The following is an 18,937-nucleotide window of genomic DNA, read 5'->3' on the forward strand; positions in this document are numbered from 1 at the left end:
ACGCGTACGACAGGAAGGAGCACGGGAACGTGATCACCATCAGTCTGTGCATGATTGTGAAGAACGAGGAACGCACGCTTGCGCGCTGTCTGGATTCGGTAGCCGGAATCACGGACGAGATCGTCATTGTGGATACCGGTTCATCCGACTGTACGATGGATATCGCTGCGCAGTATACCGACCGGATCTTCACGTATGAGTGGGCGGATGATTTTGCCGCGGCTCGAAACTACTCCTTCGACCAGGCCACGCAGGAATATATCCTGTGGCTGGACGCGGATGATGTGCTGCTGCCAGCGGAACGGGCGAAGCTGGAGAAGCTGAAGCAGCAGCTGCCGTCCGAGGGGGAGACGGCAGCTGTGATCTTGAACTATACGCTGGCCGAGGGGCCGGAGGGAAGTCCGCTTGTGACGGACCGCAGGCTTCGCCTGGTCAAGCGGGATGCCGGGTGCCGCTGGCATGGCCGGCTGCACGAGCAGCTCAGCTTCCCGGCGAGTGGGGTCATTACGGCAGACATTGCCGTCACGCACCGCCGCGAAGCGGGCCATCATTCGGCGCGTAACGTGCGCATTCTGCGCAAATGGATCGCCGAAGAGGGCGCAGCCCAGGGTCGCTTGCTGTTCTACTATGCAGGCGAATGTTATGACCGCCAGCGTTATGCGGCGGCGGCTCGCGGGTACGCGAAGCTGCTGGAGCAGCCCAGCGGCTATCGCGAGGATCGGCTCATTGCCTGTGCGCGGCTCGCAGAGTGCTATGAGCGGCTGGGTCAGCCAGGACGCAAGCTGGGTGCACTGCTGCAGTCGTTCCAGTACGATCTGCCGCATGCGGATTTCTGCTGTGCCATCGCGTCCTGCTTTCATGAACGGCAGGAGCTGGTCTCAGCCATCTACTGGTATATGCAGGCTGTAGATGTGAGCAGCCGCGACACGGGTCTGCGCCCAGTACCCACAGCCTGCCACACCTGGCTGCCGCATGCGCGTTTATCCCTCTGTTATGCCCATTTGGGCAATTGGGAACAGGCACTTATGCATAACACGAAAGCCCGGGAGTATCTGCCGAGCGATCCTGGCTTGCTGGATAATCGTCAGAAGCTGGAAGCCATTTTACGCAAAGAGATTCGTAATCGGGAAGAGCCGGACGAAGCGCAGTCTCGGAAGTAGAAGGAACAGACATTTCAGTAGTTTGGGTAGAGTTCTATAGTAGAAGAATAACGAGTTAGTGTAGAGTCAGCAGTGGAATGCGTTTTGTGCTTAACGATGAACAGTCTTGTGGTTAAAAAACTGTATGGATAGTGGAGCTAGAACAGTCGTGAAGGCAAGGATAGGTTAATAGAAGTGAAATAAGCAGCTCTCTTGCCTAGAACTTTGGCGAGCAGAGCTGCTTTTGTGTTGGATTTTATTTTTCGGGGGATAAACACCGAACATACTGGTCCCTCATGCGCAGGCTTTTGCAGGCCCAGCCTCGGCCATCATAGATTTCGTCGTCGATGTTGAGGGTCATGGTCTCATCCGAGTATTCACTCCAGTTTTCGATCCGAAGTGTATATTCGCTCTCCCATTCCAGATGGTTATTCCCGTGATGCGCGGCGCGATAGATGGTTTTCACACGGGAGGCATCCAAATCATTCGTTTTCCTCACATCCACCCAGATGGTTACTCCACCGGCTGCACCGCCGTAAGGTACACCGTAAATCTCAGCCGTATATTCTCCATTCTGAGAGGGCATGGAATAGCTTAGTTCTCCCTGTTCGGAACGGTCAAATGTCGAGACGTAAGGACGGAGGTTGAAATAGGCGACGAGCATGAATAACGGTATGAAGATCAGTAAGGTGAATGTCGTGAGGATGGGATGTCTGCGTATCCAGAGCTTGCGGGACTTGGTTGTGGATGGCCTCGAATTAGCCTGATGATGTCGTTCCATTGATGTTTTGCCTCCTTTGGAGTCAAATGACATGGATATGTAGGTGTTTAATTCATGAATCAGTTAAAGCTGCATTAAATAATGATAGCACAGGGATTGTTTTAATGATTACAATGAAGTTAAAAATATCCTATATGCAGTGCATAAGTGCAAATCCTGCTTTCTTATATTTACGAGCACCAACAGTAAACATGTAGGTAAGCAATTTATAGTGTACATCCTGCAAATAGTCTTATAGGGCATGGTATAATAAAAAGAAACGGAGTTGATAGTCAGATGTCTGATTTGCTCGATCCTCGGAACGATTTTGTTTTCAAGCGTATTTTTGGCAGTGAAGAAAATAAAGATGTCCTGCTGGTGTTCTTGAACCGTACGTTTGCAGAGTCGGTGAACAGCCGCTGACGGAGATAGTACTTCTCAATCCGTATACCGATAAAGATGCTCCACTAGACAAACAGTCTATATTTGATATCTGGGCGAAAACAGCGGAAGGCAAGTTAATTAATATTGAAATGCAGTTATTTAATAAATACGATATTGAAAAGCGTACACTATATTACTGGAGCAAGCGTTACTCAAGCCAGCTGCAGGAGGGTCAAACCTATAAGGTACTTAAGAAGTGCGTCACCATCAATATTCTAAATTACTCGTTTATTGCGAACGAGCGCTATCATAATGTGTTTCACCTTAGAGAAGACCATACCGGACTTGAGCTGAGTGATGATCTTGAAGTGCATTTTATGGAACTGTCCAAACTGGACGATCAATCCGTCCCGATGGAAGGTGGGCTGATCAACTGGCTCTTGTTCCTGAAAGGTGCCGACAAATCCAATTGGGAGGTGCTGCAAATGAATGAACCTACGTTGAAGAAAGCAATGGATACGCTGGAGTTTTTAAGTCAGGATCGAGAGGCGCGTCGTTTGTATGAAGAGCGGCAAAAGTATTTGCATGACGAAGCCTCGATGATTGAGTGGGCTACGGAAAAAGGAGAACGTAAAAAGGCTCTTGAAATTGCAAAAAATATGCTTTCGTTAGGAATTGAAGTTTCGGTTATCGCGAAAGCCAGTGGCCTGTCGGAGTCCAAAATTGAGTCGCTGAAAGATTAGCATTGGATTACAATGAGCACACGAGCTGATTGGTGCAATTGATTATACCGACGGGATATGAGTGTGGTTCGTTCATAACGAAAAAGCAATCGTTTGTCCAAACAGGATAAACGGTTGTTTTTGTTTTGGCGAAGTACTTCAAACGTTTTACAGTAAAACGCGGTTGCTCATTCGGGGCTGGCCCGTTAAACTAAAGAGAGCGGCGTTTTGCTTGACGGACAAGTCATGAGAACGCCATTTTGTTGTCAAGGATGCGGCAATGGTGCCGTGTTCGGATGTCAGAATCGGATGGGACCAAGCTGGTGGATGAACACCAGTGACAAGTAAGGAGTCTTTACATGAGTGTGCAAGCACCAACTTTAGAAGAAGCGCAGGGTCTCCTGCAAAAATATTATGGCTATCCCGACTTTCGCGAGGGTCAAAAAAAGATCGTGTCCAGCCTGCTTGAATACGAAGATACGCTGGGTATTATGCCTACCGGGGGCGGGAAGTCGATCTGTTATCAGATTCCTGCTCTGTTATATCCGGGGCTGACGCTGGTCGTTTCCCCACTCATCTCTTTGATGAAGGACCAGGTCGATGCGCTCACGACCGCCGGTATTGCCGCCGCTTATATTAATAGTACGTTAAGCGGCAAAGAAGTGAATGATCGCATCCGCGCGGCGCAGCACGGTGAGCTCAAGCTGCTCTATGTCGCGCCGGAGCGACTGGAGCTGGACTGGTTCCGCGATGAGATGGGGCAGCTGCCCATCTCCTGCGTGGCTGTGGATGAGGCTCACTGTGTATCACAGTGGGGCCATGATTTTCGGACAAGCTACCTGGCGGTAGCGCCGTTTGTGGACAGTTTGCCGGAGCGGCCGGTGGTTGCGGCCTTTACGGCAACGGCAACGCCCGAGGTCATGGGCGATATTCTGCGGCTGCTGCGTTTGCAGGACCCGCAGACCTATGTGACCGGACTTGGGCGGGATAATCTGGCGTTTAGCGTGCTGCGCGGCGAGAGCAAGAAGGATTTTGTTTTGAACTACGCGCGTGAGCATGCCAGCGAGCCGGGGATTGTGTACGCCGCGACCCGTAAGGACGTGGACGATCTGCATCAGCGTTTGCTGCAGGCAGGTCTGCCTGCAGGGCGCTACCATGCGGGGATGACGGATGATGAACGGGCCCAGAGCCAGGAGCAGTTTTTGTACGATGATATCCGGGTAATGGTCGCGACAAATGCATTCGGGATGGGAATTGATAAATCCAACGTGCGTTACGTGCTGCATTACAGCATGCCGAAGAACATGGAGGCATATGTACAGGAAGCCGGACGTGCGGGACGGGACGGAGAGCCGAGTCAATGCATTCTGCTGTTCGGAGCGCAGGACATTATCACCCAGAAGTTTCTGATCGAGCAGAACCCAATGGAGGGCGACCGCAAACAAAACGATTACCGGAAGCTGCAGCAGATGGTGGACTACTGTTACACGACACGTTGTTTGCGCAGTGCGCAGCTGGATTATTTCGGTGAGATACATGAGGACAAGCCATGCGGCATTTGCAGTTCCTGTACGGACGACCGCGAGCTGGTGGATATGACAATTGATGCGCAGAAAATCTTCAGTTGCATTCACCGCATGCGTGAGCGGTACGGCGTGTCTCTGGTGGCATCAGTGCTCAAGGGCTCGCGTGCCAAGAAAGTACTGGAGTACGGCTTCGATTCCTTGCCGACCTATGGCGTGATGGGTAACCGCACGGAACGTGAAATTGCCGAAATCATCAACGTCATGGTATCCGAAGGGTATCTGATGCTGTCCGAGGGCCAGTATCCGGTCGTGCGTTTACAGCCGCTGGCGGTGGAAGTGCTGAAAGGCCAGCGTGAAGTGATGCAGCGTGTGGTGCGCAAGACAGCGGCTACGGCTTCGGGTACGAACTATGGCGGACGTCGGGGTCGCGATGCGATGCCATCGGCGGTCAATGAGACGGTATTCGAGCAGCTGCGCCTAATCCGGCGCGATTTGGCGGCGAAGGAGCATGTGCCATCGTATATTATTTTCAATGATGCAACGCTTCGCGAGATGAGTGTGGTATGTCCGCAGACGGAACGTGACATGCTGATGATTAAAGGGGTCGGTGAGGTCAAGTACCGCAAGTACGGTCTGCCATTCCTTGAATTCTTCCAGAAGCAGACGGGCGAAGAAGTGGATACGGATGATGATGCCTTTTACGAGTATGAGTAAGTAAAAGGGCAAGGTTTCAATTCCAGAACGGTGCTTATGAAATGATGGATGTTGATTTTTGATTGCGAATCGTGGATTGTGGATCGTGAACAGAACTTGAATCCAGTTATTGGCGAGGCTATATGGGGTTGAAGTTTTTCGAGTGTCTTTATATGGTGGACGAAATGAGATAGATTGTCCCTCATAAGGTGGACATTGCCTTTGAAGAAAGCGATTGTTGGCTTACACAGGATATGGTTCCGATGAGTGTCCATGGGTCAATATGTAGTAGATTGGAGGGACCCGGGGAGTAGACATCTTTTTGAAAAGGGTGTCCACCCTTTAAAAGACAAAATGTGAATATGTCCATGATACATGGAATGGCTATTTATAGAGATTTAACACGAACAGCATCCAATTCTGGGTGTCGATATAGGTTTACATGAACAGCATCCGGGGCTGGATGGCTGTGGCGTTTTACTTTTACCAAAAAATATGGTCTGGGTGTCCAGGCAAAGGTTGTGAACCATGAAGGTTATTCTCTCTACATTAAATGCAAAGTACATCCATACCTCGCTGGCTTTGCGGTGTCTGAAGGCGTACAGTGAGAAGGATTTTGATATTGAGCTGGCGGAGTATACGATCAAGGATCCAGTCATGAATATTGTGTCTGACCTGTACCAGCGCGGCGCAGACGTGATTGGATTCTCGTGTTACATCTGGAACATTGAAGAGACGATCAAGGTCATTGATAACCTGAAAAAGGTTATGCCTGACGTGAAAATTTTGCTGGGCGGGCCGGAAGTGTCCTACGACACGGAATATTGGATGAACCGGATTCCCAATGTTGACTTCATCGTCATGGGTGAAGGGGAAGAGACGCTGCATCAGCTCCTGACGGAGCTGGAGGGAAGCAAGAAGTTCCACTTTGTGTATGGACTCGCGTATCGCAAAGGGGAAGAGGTCATTCTCATGCCAGGACGGCCGAAGGCGGATCTGAACGATCTGCCGTCACCGCACCGTTTTGAAGAGGATATCCCGGATCTCGGGAAACGGGTTGTTTATTTTGAGACCAGCCGGGGCTGTCCGTTCAGCTGTCAATTCTGTCTGTCGAGTATTGAGGTCGGCGTGCGGTATTACGATATTGAGCGGACGAAGTCGGACATTCTGTATCTGATTGAGAAGGGTGCGAAGCTGATCAAGTTCGTGGACCGAACATTCAACATTAAGCGCGATTACGCGATGGAGATGTTCAAATTCCTGATCGAGAATCATCAGGGGACAGTGTTCCAGTTTGAAATTACGGCTGATATCATGCGTCCGGAGGTACTCGATTATCTGGCTGAGAATGCACCGCCGGGTACGTTCCGCTTCGAAATTGGGGTGCAGTCCACGAATGATCCGACGAATGAACTGGTGAAACGCCGCCAGAACTTTGCCAAGCTGAGCCGTACGGTGAACAAGGTAAAAGCCAGCGGGAAAATCGACCAGCACTTGGATCTCATCGCCGGACTGCCGGAGGAAGATTACAACACGTTCCGTAAGACGTTTAATGATGTCTTTGCTCTGGGGCCGGAAGAGCTTCAGCTTGGATTCCTCAAAATGCTTCGTGGTACGGGTCTTCGTCTGGATGCGGAAAAGTACAATTACACGTATATGGATCATGCGCCGTATGAGATTTTGGGCAGTGACGTGCTGCCATTCAGCGACATCGTGCGTTTGAAGCGGCTGGAGGATGTACTGGAGAAATACTGGAACGCACACCGGATGGACCATACGCTGAAGTATCTGATGGAGCAGGAATTTGACTCGCCATTTGATTTCTTCCAGGCGTTCGGGGATTACTGGGAGGGTCAAGGCTGGCAGAAGATCGGTCACCAGCTCGAAGATCTGTTCACCCGTCTGCACAGCTTCCTGGAATCGCGGAACACGCCACATATGGATATCGTGCTCGGCCTGATGAAGCTGGATTATTTCCTTGGCCACAAATACAAACCACGCAAAATCTGGTGGGACGATGCGCTGGAGAAGGATCAGTGGGCGCTCTATATGAAAACGCTGGCTGAACGTCCCGAAGACGTTCGTCTGCCGCGCGTTGCCGGCGCCGCAGGCACGGCATGGCTGGAAAGCAGCGGCACGGGTGCAGGTGCCGCTGCGGCAAGTTCGGCTGCTGCCGGGGAAAACTCTGCCGCAGATGCGGCGGGTGTGATCGGCAGCGAAGCTGCGGGTTCCGCCGCGGATGGAGCGGCGGACGGTGGGGACGGCAGCGCTTCGCGTGCGCTGCCGATGACCTCGGCCATGACCGCACAGACGGTCATGGGTGCCCGTGCTTTCGCCGACCTTCGTCTCGGCGAAAAGGAACTGCAGAAGCACGCCGTACTGGACGTGCTTCCGTTCCGGCTTGAGCGTGTGCTAGCTGGCGCCAGCCCGCTTGCCGCGAAAGGCCGGACGCTGCTGGTTGTTGTATACCAGCAGCATGAAGACCAGCAGGCGCAGTATTACACGCTGCCGCTGGGAGAAGAAGCCGCTGCTATGTAGGTGCAGCGGCCAAGAAAAAGCTGCATAGGCCGCCGGATTGGCGTCATGCAGCAGAAGAAGCGCCACGGCTTTGCGGTCGTGGCGCTTCCCCATAAGGTGCTGCCCGAATGAGAGCAGCACCTCACCCTTACGCGGCTTGCCATTACACAAGCCGCGCTAATCTTTACCTTTTACAACAACTATATGTTCTGTAAGCATCGGAAGGCCGTCTGATTCCCTAGGGGATGAAGAAGAGCCTTCCTTTTTTGTAATTTAGGATTTGGGTGGATATAACGTATTTTACTCCATTGGATACCTAGACACAGAAAGAGATGAAAACCTAAATATTCTGGCATTCTACTACCTCCCAATATTTCGATTCTCATCCTTTCGGTTATATGTAGTTTCCTTCCAAGAATATTGCTTCATTTTCTACTATACACATATCGGAAAATTATTGTAATTTTAATTATATAAGTCAGAAGGTTTCAAGGAGGGGCATATGAAAACCACCATTTATATGGTTAGGCATGCGGAATCACCGTATACGGAAGGGACGGAAAGAACGAGAGGACTTACCTTGAAGGGCAAAGGGGATGCAGCCCAAATCACAGAAATATTAAAGGACGAAGGAATACATACCATCTTTTCAAGTCCGTATGCCCGGGCTGTCTTAACCTTGGAGGGGCTGGCAACAGCATTGGAATTAGACATTCATATTATGGAGGACCTTCGGGAAAGGCATTTTTCAGATGATCATATTAGGGATGAAGAATTTATGCCTGCTTCGAAGCGAATGTTTGAAGACCCTGATTATGCATTACCAGGAGGCGAGTCTAATACGGTTTGCCAGAATAGAGCTGTATATGTGTTCAAGCAAATTCTAGAAGAATACCAGGGGAAAAAGGTAGCTATTGGTACGCACGGACATGTCATGACGTTGATAATGAATTACTTTGATGCAAGCTACGGCTTTGATTTTTCTAATCAAACCAGCAAACCTGATATCTATAAGCTTGAATTTGAAGGGATGGAATTAAAGCAAGTGACAAGGTTATGGGAAGCATAGGGTAAAGGTAATTGGTAGGTAGAGAGAGTAGTCATTGGGTTGAACTGAGAGAGGGATGGTATGGATGGAACAACAGGAATATGGCCGCTATTTACTAGCGATGGGCGGAGACGAATTTGAGCCAGAAGATAATGATGAGGTTGAAGCAGACCATTTCTATGGATTATTTCAGTGGTTTATGCCAACGGGAGCAGGGGTTGAACGAGTATTTGAGCCGATTCCAGACGGTCAGCGTTTTCTGGACAGAATACGTCCGCTCTATGAGATGTTGAACCCAGAGGATTTCGCCGGCGAATATGTGCCAGGTTATTTCAATGGTGGGAATGAGGATGCTTCTGAGGACACATTGCGTAGTCTGGGGGAGGAGTTAATCCAAAGATTGAAGCTCCTGTTCTCCAAGGTACCGGAGGATGACGAACCGGCGGACGCAGCTAAGGAAGCATTCAGAGCTTTATCATGTATGAGGGAAGTTGTTGTATTACAGCCAGGCGAAATTGGCAAGTTAGAGCAAAGATTGATTCAAGGTGCGGACGAAGAGGATAGTGAGGTCGTTTACGAAGCACTTGGAGACCTTCTTCGCTCGCGCAGCGATTATAACGAAAATATCGAGCTGTTGAGTGAAGCATACTATTCCATCGCATGCGATTACTGGGTAGCCTATTACTTGCAGTGGCCCCGCTATCAAGGTCTGCAGGAGGCAGAAGACTGCCTGTATCCATACTTTGAGTTATATCGTTATGGCTATAATCTACATTGGACTCAGAGTAAGCTATTTATTGGTAGACGCTCATGAATACAGAAGAATATATCCAACGCATGTTACAGGTGATCATTGGAAAAATACAAATCATAGTCAACGATCGAAGTAAGCAATCCTTCGGCTCTCTGGAGTATCTCTTGAACCATATGATAGAGTATCGGAATCGTAAACAATATAGGTCAAACGAGTGGCATATCAACACACCCCGTTGGCTTGGGGAATATGGGAATACACCTGAGGAAGAAGAGGTTTGTTCGGAAATCCACAGTTTGCAGTTATACATTGCTGAAAAGTTAAAGGGTGGATGGGGAAAATAAGGTTTACACATTATGTTTTACACACTTAAATGTTCATGAACCCTTTGATATGAAGACATTAACTAAAGGAGAATCATTCATGTTCTATGTTAATGCCAGAGCTTTTATTGAACGCCAAGATAAGGATAGAACAGAAATCATAATTCAAACTCGAAATAAAAAGAATGAGGAGTCATTGGAATTGCCGGGCGGCAGATTGGAACTTTACGAATCCATCATAGATGCATTGAGAAGAGAAGTATATGAAGAGACAGGTTTGACCGTTGTAGCCGTAAAAGGTAGTCACAAGCGAATAGATACATGTGGGATCAACCCGAATTTTGAAGTTGAATGTTTGGAGCCGTATTGCGTATATCAAACTATTAAAGGGCCTGTGGATTCAATCGGCATGTATTTTATATGTCAGGTGGAGGGAGAGCTCTTGCAAGAGGGTGACGAAACGACAAATATCGGCTGGAGAACGATTGATGAGGTCTATGATCGCATGATCGATGATCCAAGACAGTTCTCAGATGTGGATCGCGCAGGGATAATATATTATTTGAAGCACAGGTTTGGAAAAGAACTCAAAGGAGACTGAAGATGTAAGGAGTAATCAATGTGTATATAAAAGAAAGAAAGTATATTATTGCTATCATTGTTCTTGTTGCAATTGTATTGGTGACGATATGGTATTTTAGAGTGGGATATTTATTAAGAAAACCAGAGATGCCCAACGCAAATATTGAGATTCAGACCCAAATGGTTGATGGTGGTACGATTAATTTAAGAAATGCAAATTACACCGAAAATGAAATCAAGGTTGGATATGAAGTGAAAGGGTTCAGTCTGAAGGAATATAATATTTCTTGTAAGCTTTATAATGACGGGAATTTAATTTCAACTTCTGGCTCAACAGGTGGAGGTCTGATAGAACTGGACGAAAAGCACTATTACTTTGTTGGTTTTGAGAATATAGATGAAAACAATCTGCCTGATTCTCTAAATCTAAAGGTTGAAATTATTCTGATACCCAATGATTCTGGACAAAAACCCATACCAGCTTCGTTTAATGTAAGCCTCGATAAAGAAAGTGGAGCTTAATGTCCGCTGCATTCTAACCATTGAGCAAGAATATGTAAATCTGTTGAAAAGGTAGCTAACTACACATAACATCATATTCAAGCTGCAGGCATAGGGCCTTGATTCAACTTGTGCTGGCTACCCCAGCACAAGGATACGGGAACATGTTTCTGAAAGATACGCCAATCTTATACGTGAGGGTGATTCATGTGGAACGAGGACTCATTATATTTTTGAACGGAACGTCAAGTTCGGGGAAGACAAGTATCGCGGTGGAAATGAAAAAGCATGGAGACATTCCGTTACATCATTTGTCTGTAGATCAATTTTTCCAGAATTATGACCAGTTTATCGACAATACATACCCGGATATGAAACCTACAAGAGAATTGGAACCTCATGTGATGACAGATATCCTTTTTGACCCGATTGTTTCATTGTTCTATTCAACCATTAAACTGTTTTCGGAGATGGGTTTGAATGTCATTGTGGATACGGTTATTACCAATGACAAGTGGTTTAACGGTTTTTATGATTTGCTTTCAGATTATCCGATATTGTTTGTGGGCGTGCACTGCTCCAAGGAAGAACTCACAAGAAGAGAGCAAAGCAGGGGAGATCGCGCGATTGGACTTGCCCATTCCCAATTTGACTACATATATGCCTATGATGAATATGATCTTGAAGTGAATACGGAAGAACTCAGTTCAGCGGACTGTGCGGCAAAGATATTAGATTATATCAATTCCGAGCAGGAATTCTCGGCATTTAAGAAGTTGAGTAGAAGAGACTGAAGGAGATAAAACGTTCGTCTTGGCGGAGAAACCTCAATTTATATTATTTAGCATAGAGCTTCTAACGCACTACAACAAGGTTCCTAGAAATAGGGGCCTTAGTCTATATGTGGAGGTGAGGTAATATGAAAAGAAAAATTCTATTCATGCCTTTCATTTCTTTGATTTTACTTTTATTCGGGTGTTCATCGTCGTCTGGAAGTTTTGCTTCAGATAAAATGATAAAAATAAAGAATGAAGTCTACATTACAAGTAATGAGACCGTTACAGAAGATGAACTAGCTGAACAAATAGGCGAGATAGAAGTATCTTCAACCAATGAGAGAGATCTTAATGAGGCGAATACTATAAGTTCGAATACATATAAAGTAGGTACAAGGCTATTTAAAATGAATAACAAAAATATTAAGGATATGATTGCCGTGGAAGATTCTACATCCCAATATTTCATTGCCTATAACAACAAGTATACAGAGAAATAGTATAAGGGTGTACGACTAAAAATGTGAGATGAATAGAACACCTCCGAGAGCGTGCACTTCTATCGTACGATATGAAGCTCGATCTGGAGGTGCTTTTGTATTTAGAGAGTGAAAATGTGTTACGAGGAAAAAGAGAATGTAGGGTTACTCTTTTTAGAATGTAAACCTCCTTCTCTCTGCATGTCGCATTAGTCCGGTTGAAATGTCGTAAAAGTACATGGTAACGCGATGCGGAGATCGTTTATACTCTCCTTATGCTTCGATAATGAAAATCATTATCAGTATTATACATAAGGGGGATTCATCATGAATCAAGTAACGAAGGGGCAAGCGGCTGGAAGCAATGTCTACGCTTCCCGTCAATCACGATTGTTAATAGGCCTGATGCTGGCCCTGATTCTTGTCCTGACGGCTTGCGGTGCTGCAACAGGTACAGATAGCGGTAAGCAGTCTGCTGCAACGCCAGAGGAGACACCCGCGAATGAAGAAACCCAAACCGCCGGAGCTTTTCCTGTAACGATCAAGCACATGAAGGGTGAGCTGACACTCAACGAAAAACCAAATAAAATTGCTGTGCTTGATGTTAAGTTTCTGGATCAAATGTTAGCCGTTGGCGAGAAGCCGGCAGGCAGTGTTATCGCTGGAGGCAACACCGATTTTCCAGAATACCTAGGTGATCAGCCGAGTGACGTACAGGTTCTGGGTACACGGGACGAGCCGAATCTGGAAGCGATTGTAGCCTTGGACCCCGATCTGATTATCATGACCGACTTCCAGGAGAAACAGTATGAGAATGTTAGCAAAATTGCACCCACCCTTGTACTCGACTTCTACGAAGATTGGCGCGATACGTTAGCTACTGTCGCTAAGATTACAGACAAGCAGGACGAGGCAGAGAAGGTGCGTCAAGCGTATGAGGACAAAGTCGCTGGTCTGAAGGCGAAGCTGTCAGAGAAAATGGGAGATGAAACGGTAGCCCTGATCCGTCCGAGAAAAGAAGGCATTCGTGTTCATGGTATTGAGCATCGCACAGGCGTCATTCTGTATCAGGATCTGGGCTTGAACATGCCTGCACTCGTTGAAGGAATCACGGATGATACCTCTGTTGAAATCTCAATGGAGAAGGTTCCGGAGATTGGCGCGGATCGTTATTTCGTACTGTCGGATGAGCTGTTTGCTGCAGAAGCAGAGGCTATGATTAACAATCCAGTGTGGAAGTCCCTTGATGCCGTGAAGAATAACCGTGCGTATGATGTGAATTCGACCCTTTGGATCGCATACTATGGACCGCTTGCCATTAATCTGATTGTTGATCAGGCATCCGAAGCCCTGCTCGGATCGAATTAATATGAACCCGTATCTCTCGACAGACTTATGGAAAGAGACCGTGGAGGATCATTCGATATGGCTCGGTGAGCCGCCTGAACATAGTGTCCGTACCATTGCTTTGAGCGAGCTGCATGAAGCATCTGCCTGCCGAGAATATATCAGCTGGTTTCAGGGGTATATTGATGCGCCAGACATGAAGGTTGCCGCTTCGATGCTAGCCAAGCGAATTGGCTATCTGTGGACCGCTCCGCTGGTGACGGCGATGACTTTTCATCATCAGCATGTTTCCTTTGAGCTGGAGAACAGCTTCCTCTATCATCCGACGCTCTCCGCTCATGAGGGGGGGACACGTTTCCCTTATCTGGCGGTGAATCGGCTTCAGGCAGATGCAGTGACAGGAGATAGGGAAGTGTGGCGGGAAAAGGTGGTAGAAGAGATGTTTGCGGTACAGCTTACACCACTGTTAAAGTCCCTTGCTGCAATTGCACCTCTATCCATGAGTATTCTCTGGGAGAATATCATGGTACGTATTGGCCGGCTGTATACACCTGATGCAGATGATGATGGGCTGGAAAACCAGCAGGTGCAGAATGATTTTACTTATCTGACACAAGGCGCGCCAGGGCAGGTGTTCGGTTTAAAACGTAATCCGTTTACCCGATTTACAGAAACCAAAAACAACGTTCCTGTTGCGAAGAGCAAGCGCATTACCTGCTGCTTGTACTATCAGATGTCAGAGGAGTATTGCAACAAATGTCCGAAAATTGACAATGAGAATGAATCTCAATTAAAATGACAGCAGCAACAACCTTACCTTTGCTATTGTCAGGAGATGAGAGAAATGCCGCTGCAAGAACAGACAAGTCTATGGAGTGAAACGACGATCAAGATGCTTGACGTACATAGCGGTACGTTGCAGCCAGGCAGTAGTCTTAGCGAAGCCGAATTAACATCAAATCTGTTGCTGCTGGCCGGCGGGGGAGAAGGGAAGCTTGCAATGAATGGTGAGGTTTGCCACATTGGAGCTTCTTTTGCTGCTCATGTGATAGAGGGATCCGCCTTTACACTGACTGCCACCTCAGACAACATGGATTATATCTTGATCATGTATAAGGCAGTCTCCATGGAAGGAGTCTCCCTTGTTTTGCCCTCGCACCGCAATCACCCGCTGCGTACTTCGTTTGTTGAGCACCCGGGAACTCAGGCGGAATGGGTTGAGATGGCGGAGAAAATTGCAGCGAAATGGAATAGGGGCGAAGGGCTGGAACGTTTTCACGCCAATGCACTGCTGCAGGGGATGCTCTACGAACTCATTATGGAGTATGAACGTGGTCAGGGCGGAACAGCGTCAGACATGGTGGATGTTGTCGCTGCGTATATAGCGGGGCATTATCGCCAGAATCTGGAGCTGAAAGAGCTGGCTGCACTTGCGGGATGCAGCGTAAGACAGCTGCAGCGACGGTTCAAGCAGGAGAAGCAGCTTGGGCCGATGGAGTACGTCATCCAGCTGCGGATGGAGAGTGCATCACGGATGCTCCGTCATACCGATGCCCCTATTGGGGAAATTGCAGAGAGAATGGGCTATCGCGATATGTATTATTTCAGCAGGGCGTTTAAGAAATATCACGGAGTTCCTCCGCAGTTCTATAGGCAAAATGCTGCTTCGAGAGCAAGTGCTCTCTCGATGTATCCCTTGCCGCAGAACCGCATGGCTTCCTGGTACGAGTCGTCAAAAGGTACCGTGATTTGCCATCTGCGAGGTCAATATGATGTCACCATATCTCCACAGCGTATTGCTGTACTCGATGTACAATATGCGGATCATCTGCTTGCACTTGGGGTGTCCCCGGCAGGCAGTGTAGGATCGGGAAGCGCGGCATTCCATTTCCCTCAATATATCAGGGCAAGGCTTCAGGGTACCGAATTACTCGGAACGTATGAGTATCCCGATCTGCCAGCGGTGGAACGAATGTGTCCGGATCTGATTATATGTACGGAGGTGCATGAAGCGCACTATGAACGGTTAAGCCGGATCGCTCCGGTTCTCATGTTTAAACGCAATGAGAGCTGGCAGACCATTCTGAGTCTGTTCGGTGAACTGACAGGCAAGCGAGCAGAGGCCATGCGAATCGTTGCAGATTATCATCGACGAACTGCATTGCTGTCAGAAGAACTTGCTCCTGTACTGGCAGGTAAGAGCGTGGCATTAATTCGTCCGTTTGACTCTATGGTTCGGGTACATACAGCTTCTCATCGTACAGGTGCTGTGCTCTATCGAGACCTGGGTCTACCTGCCCCGTTATTTGTAGCCGATCCCTCCGACACGGCTTATCATATTTCGGTTGACAGACTGCCGGCCGTACATGCCAGCCACTACTTTTTGCTTAGCAGCGAAACCATGCAGGAGGGGATGTCTGCTACAGAGCAAAGTGTCTGGGGGATGCTGGATACCAGTGAGCGGCAGCGCGTATACTCGGTCGATGCTGCAACATGGATCGGCTGTTATGGACCAACCGGCATCAATGGCATGATCGATCAGATTGCTCAGGCTTTGTTGGCTTGAGTGCCCCATCCTGAAAATGATAAAACCCAAAGAAACCGTTCCTTGTAAAATGGAAGTGTGCGCAATCACATACCAAAGGGACGGTTTCTTTTTACATTTAACATACCTAAGCGAGTCATCTTAGTGATATATCGCTCTTTACGGAATGCCAAGAACAACGGAACGTCTGGTCGGGCCTGGTCGACTCTTCTTTCGGAAATTGGCCCATTTAGGATGTCTTCGGCCCCTTTCCCTGAGTTAACCGTTGGTCTGCCGCGTGTTGGTGCCGAAATTGTCCGGGGGTAAGTCCTGTTCTGGCTTTGAATATTTTGTTGAAATAGCTGACGTTTGCATACCCAATCTCCCGGCAAACCTCCTCAACGGAAGCATCTGTCTGCTTCAACAGCTCCATGGCGCGCTTGATGCGCAGCTGGATGAGATAGTCATTAACCGTCATGCCCGTTGACTCTTTGAAGATGCGACCCAAGTAGGACGAGCTGCGTTTTACATGTTCCGCCACGTTATCCACAGATATATTCTTATTGTAATGGTTGTCCATGAATTCCGTTGCCAGCTGAAGAGTTACATCCGTCATTTTGGAGCGCTTTACCCGGTGGTAGTCGATAATCTTATTGCATATCGTTAAGACACATTCCTCCATATCTTGAATAGTTTCGGCGCGCGCTAGAGCATCGGTATAGGACGATCCTTCACCGATAACAGCGGTCACCTCGCCGCCAGTCTGAACGAGTGTTTTAACCAGCTCCCCGCTTAACTGAACATATAGCTGATGAATATTGGCTTTACCCAGCCTTTGCTTCAGCACCTCCCGGGTGATGGCCCGGATCACGGCAGTACATTCCTCTTTATCCGTCTTCAGCAGGGATTGCTGCAGCTTCGTTTCGAGGTCGTACGGATAATAGTAGGTACCTTCTTCCGATTTCCATTCATCAAGGATCGAATAGGGCAGAATTTCGCCCTTCCCAATGTAGATTTTCATATTTAGTGCCTCTTGGGTCTCGTTGTAAGCTGCACGTACGGCTTGTTCTCCGGAGTGAATGCGGCTGACAGCGATGGTCACAGAGATCCCATAACGACTGAGAAAATATGATTTGAGGCTTCTGGCTTGTTCCACAGGAAAGGTATCATCGGCATCCGGATGTAAGGAGAGAAGGATGACCGTGTGCCTGCTGTCTTTGACAAAAATTTCTCCGTCGATATCCTTTCCCAACTCTTCCATCAGACCGTATTGGAGCAGATGGGAATGGAATATATCCTCCGATCCGCTCATCGGCTGATGCTCCTCGAGTTCAAGGGTCAGGACGGCAAAACGATTGAAATTAACCTGTAATCTAAGCAGCTCTGCCGCATGGTCCGGTCTGTTTGGTGCTTCCTCCTGTACGTTTCCCTGGATTAAATCGTTCAAATACTTTTCCTTAATAGCCGTGCGATTTCCGGTGAGGAGTTCATCCACTTTTAGCTTTTCTTTGATTAACATATCGCGGTTACGTGTCATCTGCTCAAATGAATGACGGATAAAGCCTGCTTCATCCGTGCTGCTAGGGGCGCCGGATCTGTCGCGCCGTTCGGATCCTTCAGAGCTCACAATATAGGAAATCACACTTTGCAGCGGGCGATATAGTCTTCTCGATAAAAAATAGGAAATAGCAACAGCAGCCGTTATATATAGGATGGCGACTGTCCAAATGAGGACTTTAATTCGGTTCATGCCTTGCAGAAGGACGGATCGTTCGGTGATATCGACGAATCGCCAGCCTGTCATATTTGATGAAGTGTAGGATACGATCTGATCAGAATCGCCAATATAGTAGCCGCTGTCTGATGTGATCTGTTCGGCATCCCATTCCTGAAGGAGTGCTTCTCTGTCATGAGCATCGGAATAGAGAAGTTCACCCTGTGGGCCAATGACCATGATGGTGCCTTTCTTGCTATTGTAATGACTTAAGTAGTCAGCGAAGAGTCGATCCAGATTCAAATTAATGACGATCGCGCCCTCCACTTGGCCAATCAGTGGCATCTTCTGAATGAGGGAGGTCGCAGAACGATCCGGAGAAAATCCATTCGTTCTTCCCGTTAACCAGACGGTACGAGATGCTGAGTCTTGATTTAAGGTATCCATCCAGGATTGGTCAGCAAAGTCGGCTATAGGAGATGTCTTTACCTCCGGGCGTGATGTCAGGACAAGTTCGAGCGGGGCATAGTACAGATAAATGGAATCGATGTAGGGACTGAGCTTTTTTTGCTCTTCTACAAGAGTGGATAGATCAATTAATGAACTAACAGAGAGCTTGCCTCCGATGGTATGGTACACATAGGATTGAGCCATCAGCAGACTATTGGCCGCATTTCCGATGGTTGTCAGCTCCTTATGAATCAGCTCCTTCTGCTGAGTCAAGACAGATTCATTATAACCGATGGCGTTACGGACACTGTTATCAGCCGAAATCATGTAAGTGACCGAAGAAATGAGAATAACAGTGATCAAAGCTATGGCAGTCATCGATAGGAGCAGTTTCACGAACATGGAGTTATTTTTCATGGCAAAAAGTCCCCTCATGGCAATCCCCTCCTTACCTCAGTGGTGGTAGCGCTTACAATAAAATTTGATGATCTCAACAGTTGTGCAGTCCATTATATATCACACCAGCGGACTTAGAACAGATCGAAATTGAAAAACATTCAAAAAACGGAATAACGTCAGTGACTCTACGCGGCTTCTGAAGCCAAAAACATAAAAAAAATGGAATGAGAGGATTGTGCGCCGGAAGGGTTAAAGCTTAAATTTTAAGTATGTAAAAACCGTTTCCAATACCCGGCCGG

General features: G+C 47.8%; 14 protein-coding genes and 1 pseudogene. 13 read left to right on the plus strand and 2 right to left on the minus strand.

Annotation, left to right across the window (positions count from 1 at the left end; all coding sequences use genetic code 11):
- Window positions 1–29: 29 nt before the first annotated feature.
- Window positions 30–1,160 carry a glycosyltransferase gene (locus AC3RCI_RS07360; protein ID WP_492528263.1) on the plus strand — a complete coding sequence of 377 codons (1,131 nt, stop codon included), beginning with the start codon at window positions 30–32 and terminating at the stop codon, window positions 1,158–1,160.
- Between the two features lie 235 nt (window positions 1,161–1,395).
- On the opposite strand, the gene AC3RCI_RS07365 is transcribed toward AC3RCI_RS07360, so the two are convergent.
- Window positions 1,396–1,920, minus strand: coding sequence for a DUF5412 family protein (locus tag AC3RCI_RS07365; RefSeq protein WP_492528265.1), 525 nt, complete (start codon window positions 1,918–1,920; stop codon window positions 1,396–1,398).
- Between the two features lie 276 nt (window positions 1,921–2,196).
- On the opposite strand from AC3RCI_RS07365, the pseudogene AC3RCI_RS07370 reads away from it, so the two are divergent.
- The 12 genes and pseudogenes from AC3RCI_RS07370 to AC3RCI_RS07425 all read left to right on the plus strand — a co-directional run bounded on the left by AC3RCI_RS07370 (window position 2,197) and on the right by AC3RCI_RS07425 (window position 16,117).
- Window positions 2,197–3,026: pseudogene (locus AC3RCI_RS07370) on the plus strand (Rpn family recombination-promoting nuclease/putative transposase).
- Window positions 3,027–3,364: 338 nt separating this feature from the next.
- Complete coding sequence (recQ, locus tag AC3RCI_RS07375; RefSeq protein ID WP_492528267.1) at window positions 3,365–5,245, plus strand: DNA helicase RecQ; 1,881 nt, start codon at window positions 3,365–3,367, stop codon at window positions 5,243–5,245.
- A 507-nt stretch (window positions 5,246–5,752) separates the two neighbouring features.
- Window positions 5,753–7,762 (plus strand): B12-binding domain-containing radical SAM protein, encoded by a 2,010-nt coding sequence (locus AC3RCI_RS07380; RefSeq protein ID WP_336780972.1) that lies wholly within the window; start codon window positions 5,753–5,755, stop codon window positions 7,760–7,762.
- 481 nt (window positions 7,763–8,243) lie between these two features.
- Window positions 8,244–8,810, plus strand: coding sequence for a histidine phosphatase family protein (locus tag AC3RCI_RS07385; RefSeq protein WP_492528269.1), 567 nt, complete (start codon window positions 8,244–8,246; stop codon window positions 8,808–8,810).
- Window positions 8,811–8,874: 64 nt separating this feature from the next.
- A complete protein-coding gene (locus tag AC3RCI_RS07390; RefSeq protein ID WP_492528271.1) occupies window positions 8,875–9,603 on the plus strand; it encodes a hypothetical protein in 729 nt (242 codons plus the stop codon).
- Window positions 9,604–9,966: 363 nt separating this feature from the next.
- Window positions 9,967–10,467 carry an NUDIX hydrolase gene (locus tag AC3RCI_RS07395; protein WP_492528273.1) on the plus strand — a complete coding sequence of 167 codons (501 nt, stop codon included), beginning with the start codon at window positions 9,967–9,969 and terminating at the stop codon, window positions 10,465–10,467.
- A gap of 20 nt (window positions 10,468–10,487) precedes the next feature.
- Window positions 10,488–10,970, plus strand: a complete 483-nt coding sequence (locus tag AC3RCI_RS07400) for a hypothetical protein (RefSeq protein ID WP_492528275.1) — start codon at window positions 10,488–10,490, stop codon at window positions 10,968–10,970.
- A gap of 188 nt (window positions 10,971–11,158) precedes the next feature.
- A complete protein-coding gene (locus AC3RCI_RS07405) occupies window positions 11,159–11,743 on the plus strand; it encodes a chloramphenicol phosphotransferase CPT family protein (RefSeq protein ID WP_492529840.1) in 585 nt (194 codons plus the stop codon).
- A gap of 125 nt (window positions 11,744–11,868) precedes the next feature.
- Window positions 11,869–12,225, plus strand: a complete 357-nt coding sequence (locus tag AC3RCI_RS07410; protein WP_492528277.1) for a hypothetical protein — start codon at window positions 11,869–11,871, stop codon at window positions 12,223–12,225.
- A gap of 306 nt (window positions 12,226–12,531) precedes the next feature.
- Window positions 12,532–13,572 carry an ABC transporter substrate-binding protein gene (locus AC3RCI_RS07415; RefSeq protein WP_492528279.1) on the plus strand — a complete coding sequence of 347 codons (1,041 nt, stop codon included), beginning with the start codon at window positions 12,532–12,534 and terminating at the stop codon, window positions 13,570–13,572.
- Window position 13,573: 1 nt separating this feature from the next.
- On the plus strand, window positions 13,574–14,350 hold the full coding sequence (locus AC3RCI_RS07420; protein ID WP_492528281.1) for a ferric iron reductase: 777 nt from the start codon (window positions 13,574–13,576) through the stop codon (window positions 14,348–14,350).
- 45 nt (window positions 14,351–14,395) lie between these two features.
- The gene (locus tag AC3RCI_RS07425) at window positions 14,396–16,117 is read left to right on the plus strand and encodes a helix-turn-helix domain-containing protein (RefSeq protein ID WP_492528283.1); all 1,722 of its coding nucleotides are present in this window, start codon (window positions 14,396–14,398) and stop codon (window positions 16,115–16,117) included.
- Window positions 16,118–16,325: 208 nt separating this feature from the next.
- Here AC3RCI_RS07425 and AC3RCI_RS07430 read toward each other — a convergent pair whose 3' ends face one another.
- Window positions 16,326–18,674 (minus strand): helix-turn-helix domain-containing protein, encoded by a 2,349-nt coding sequence (locus AC3RCI_RS07430; RefSeq protein WP_492528285.1) that lies wholly within the window; start codon window positions 18,672–18,674, stop codon window positions 16,326–16,328.
- Window positions 18,675–18,937: the final 263 nt, after the last annotated feature.

The sequence above is a fragment of the Paenibacillus sp. MT124 genome (assembly GCF_058792755.1).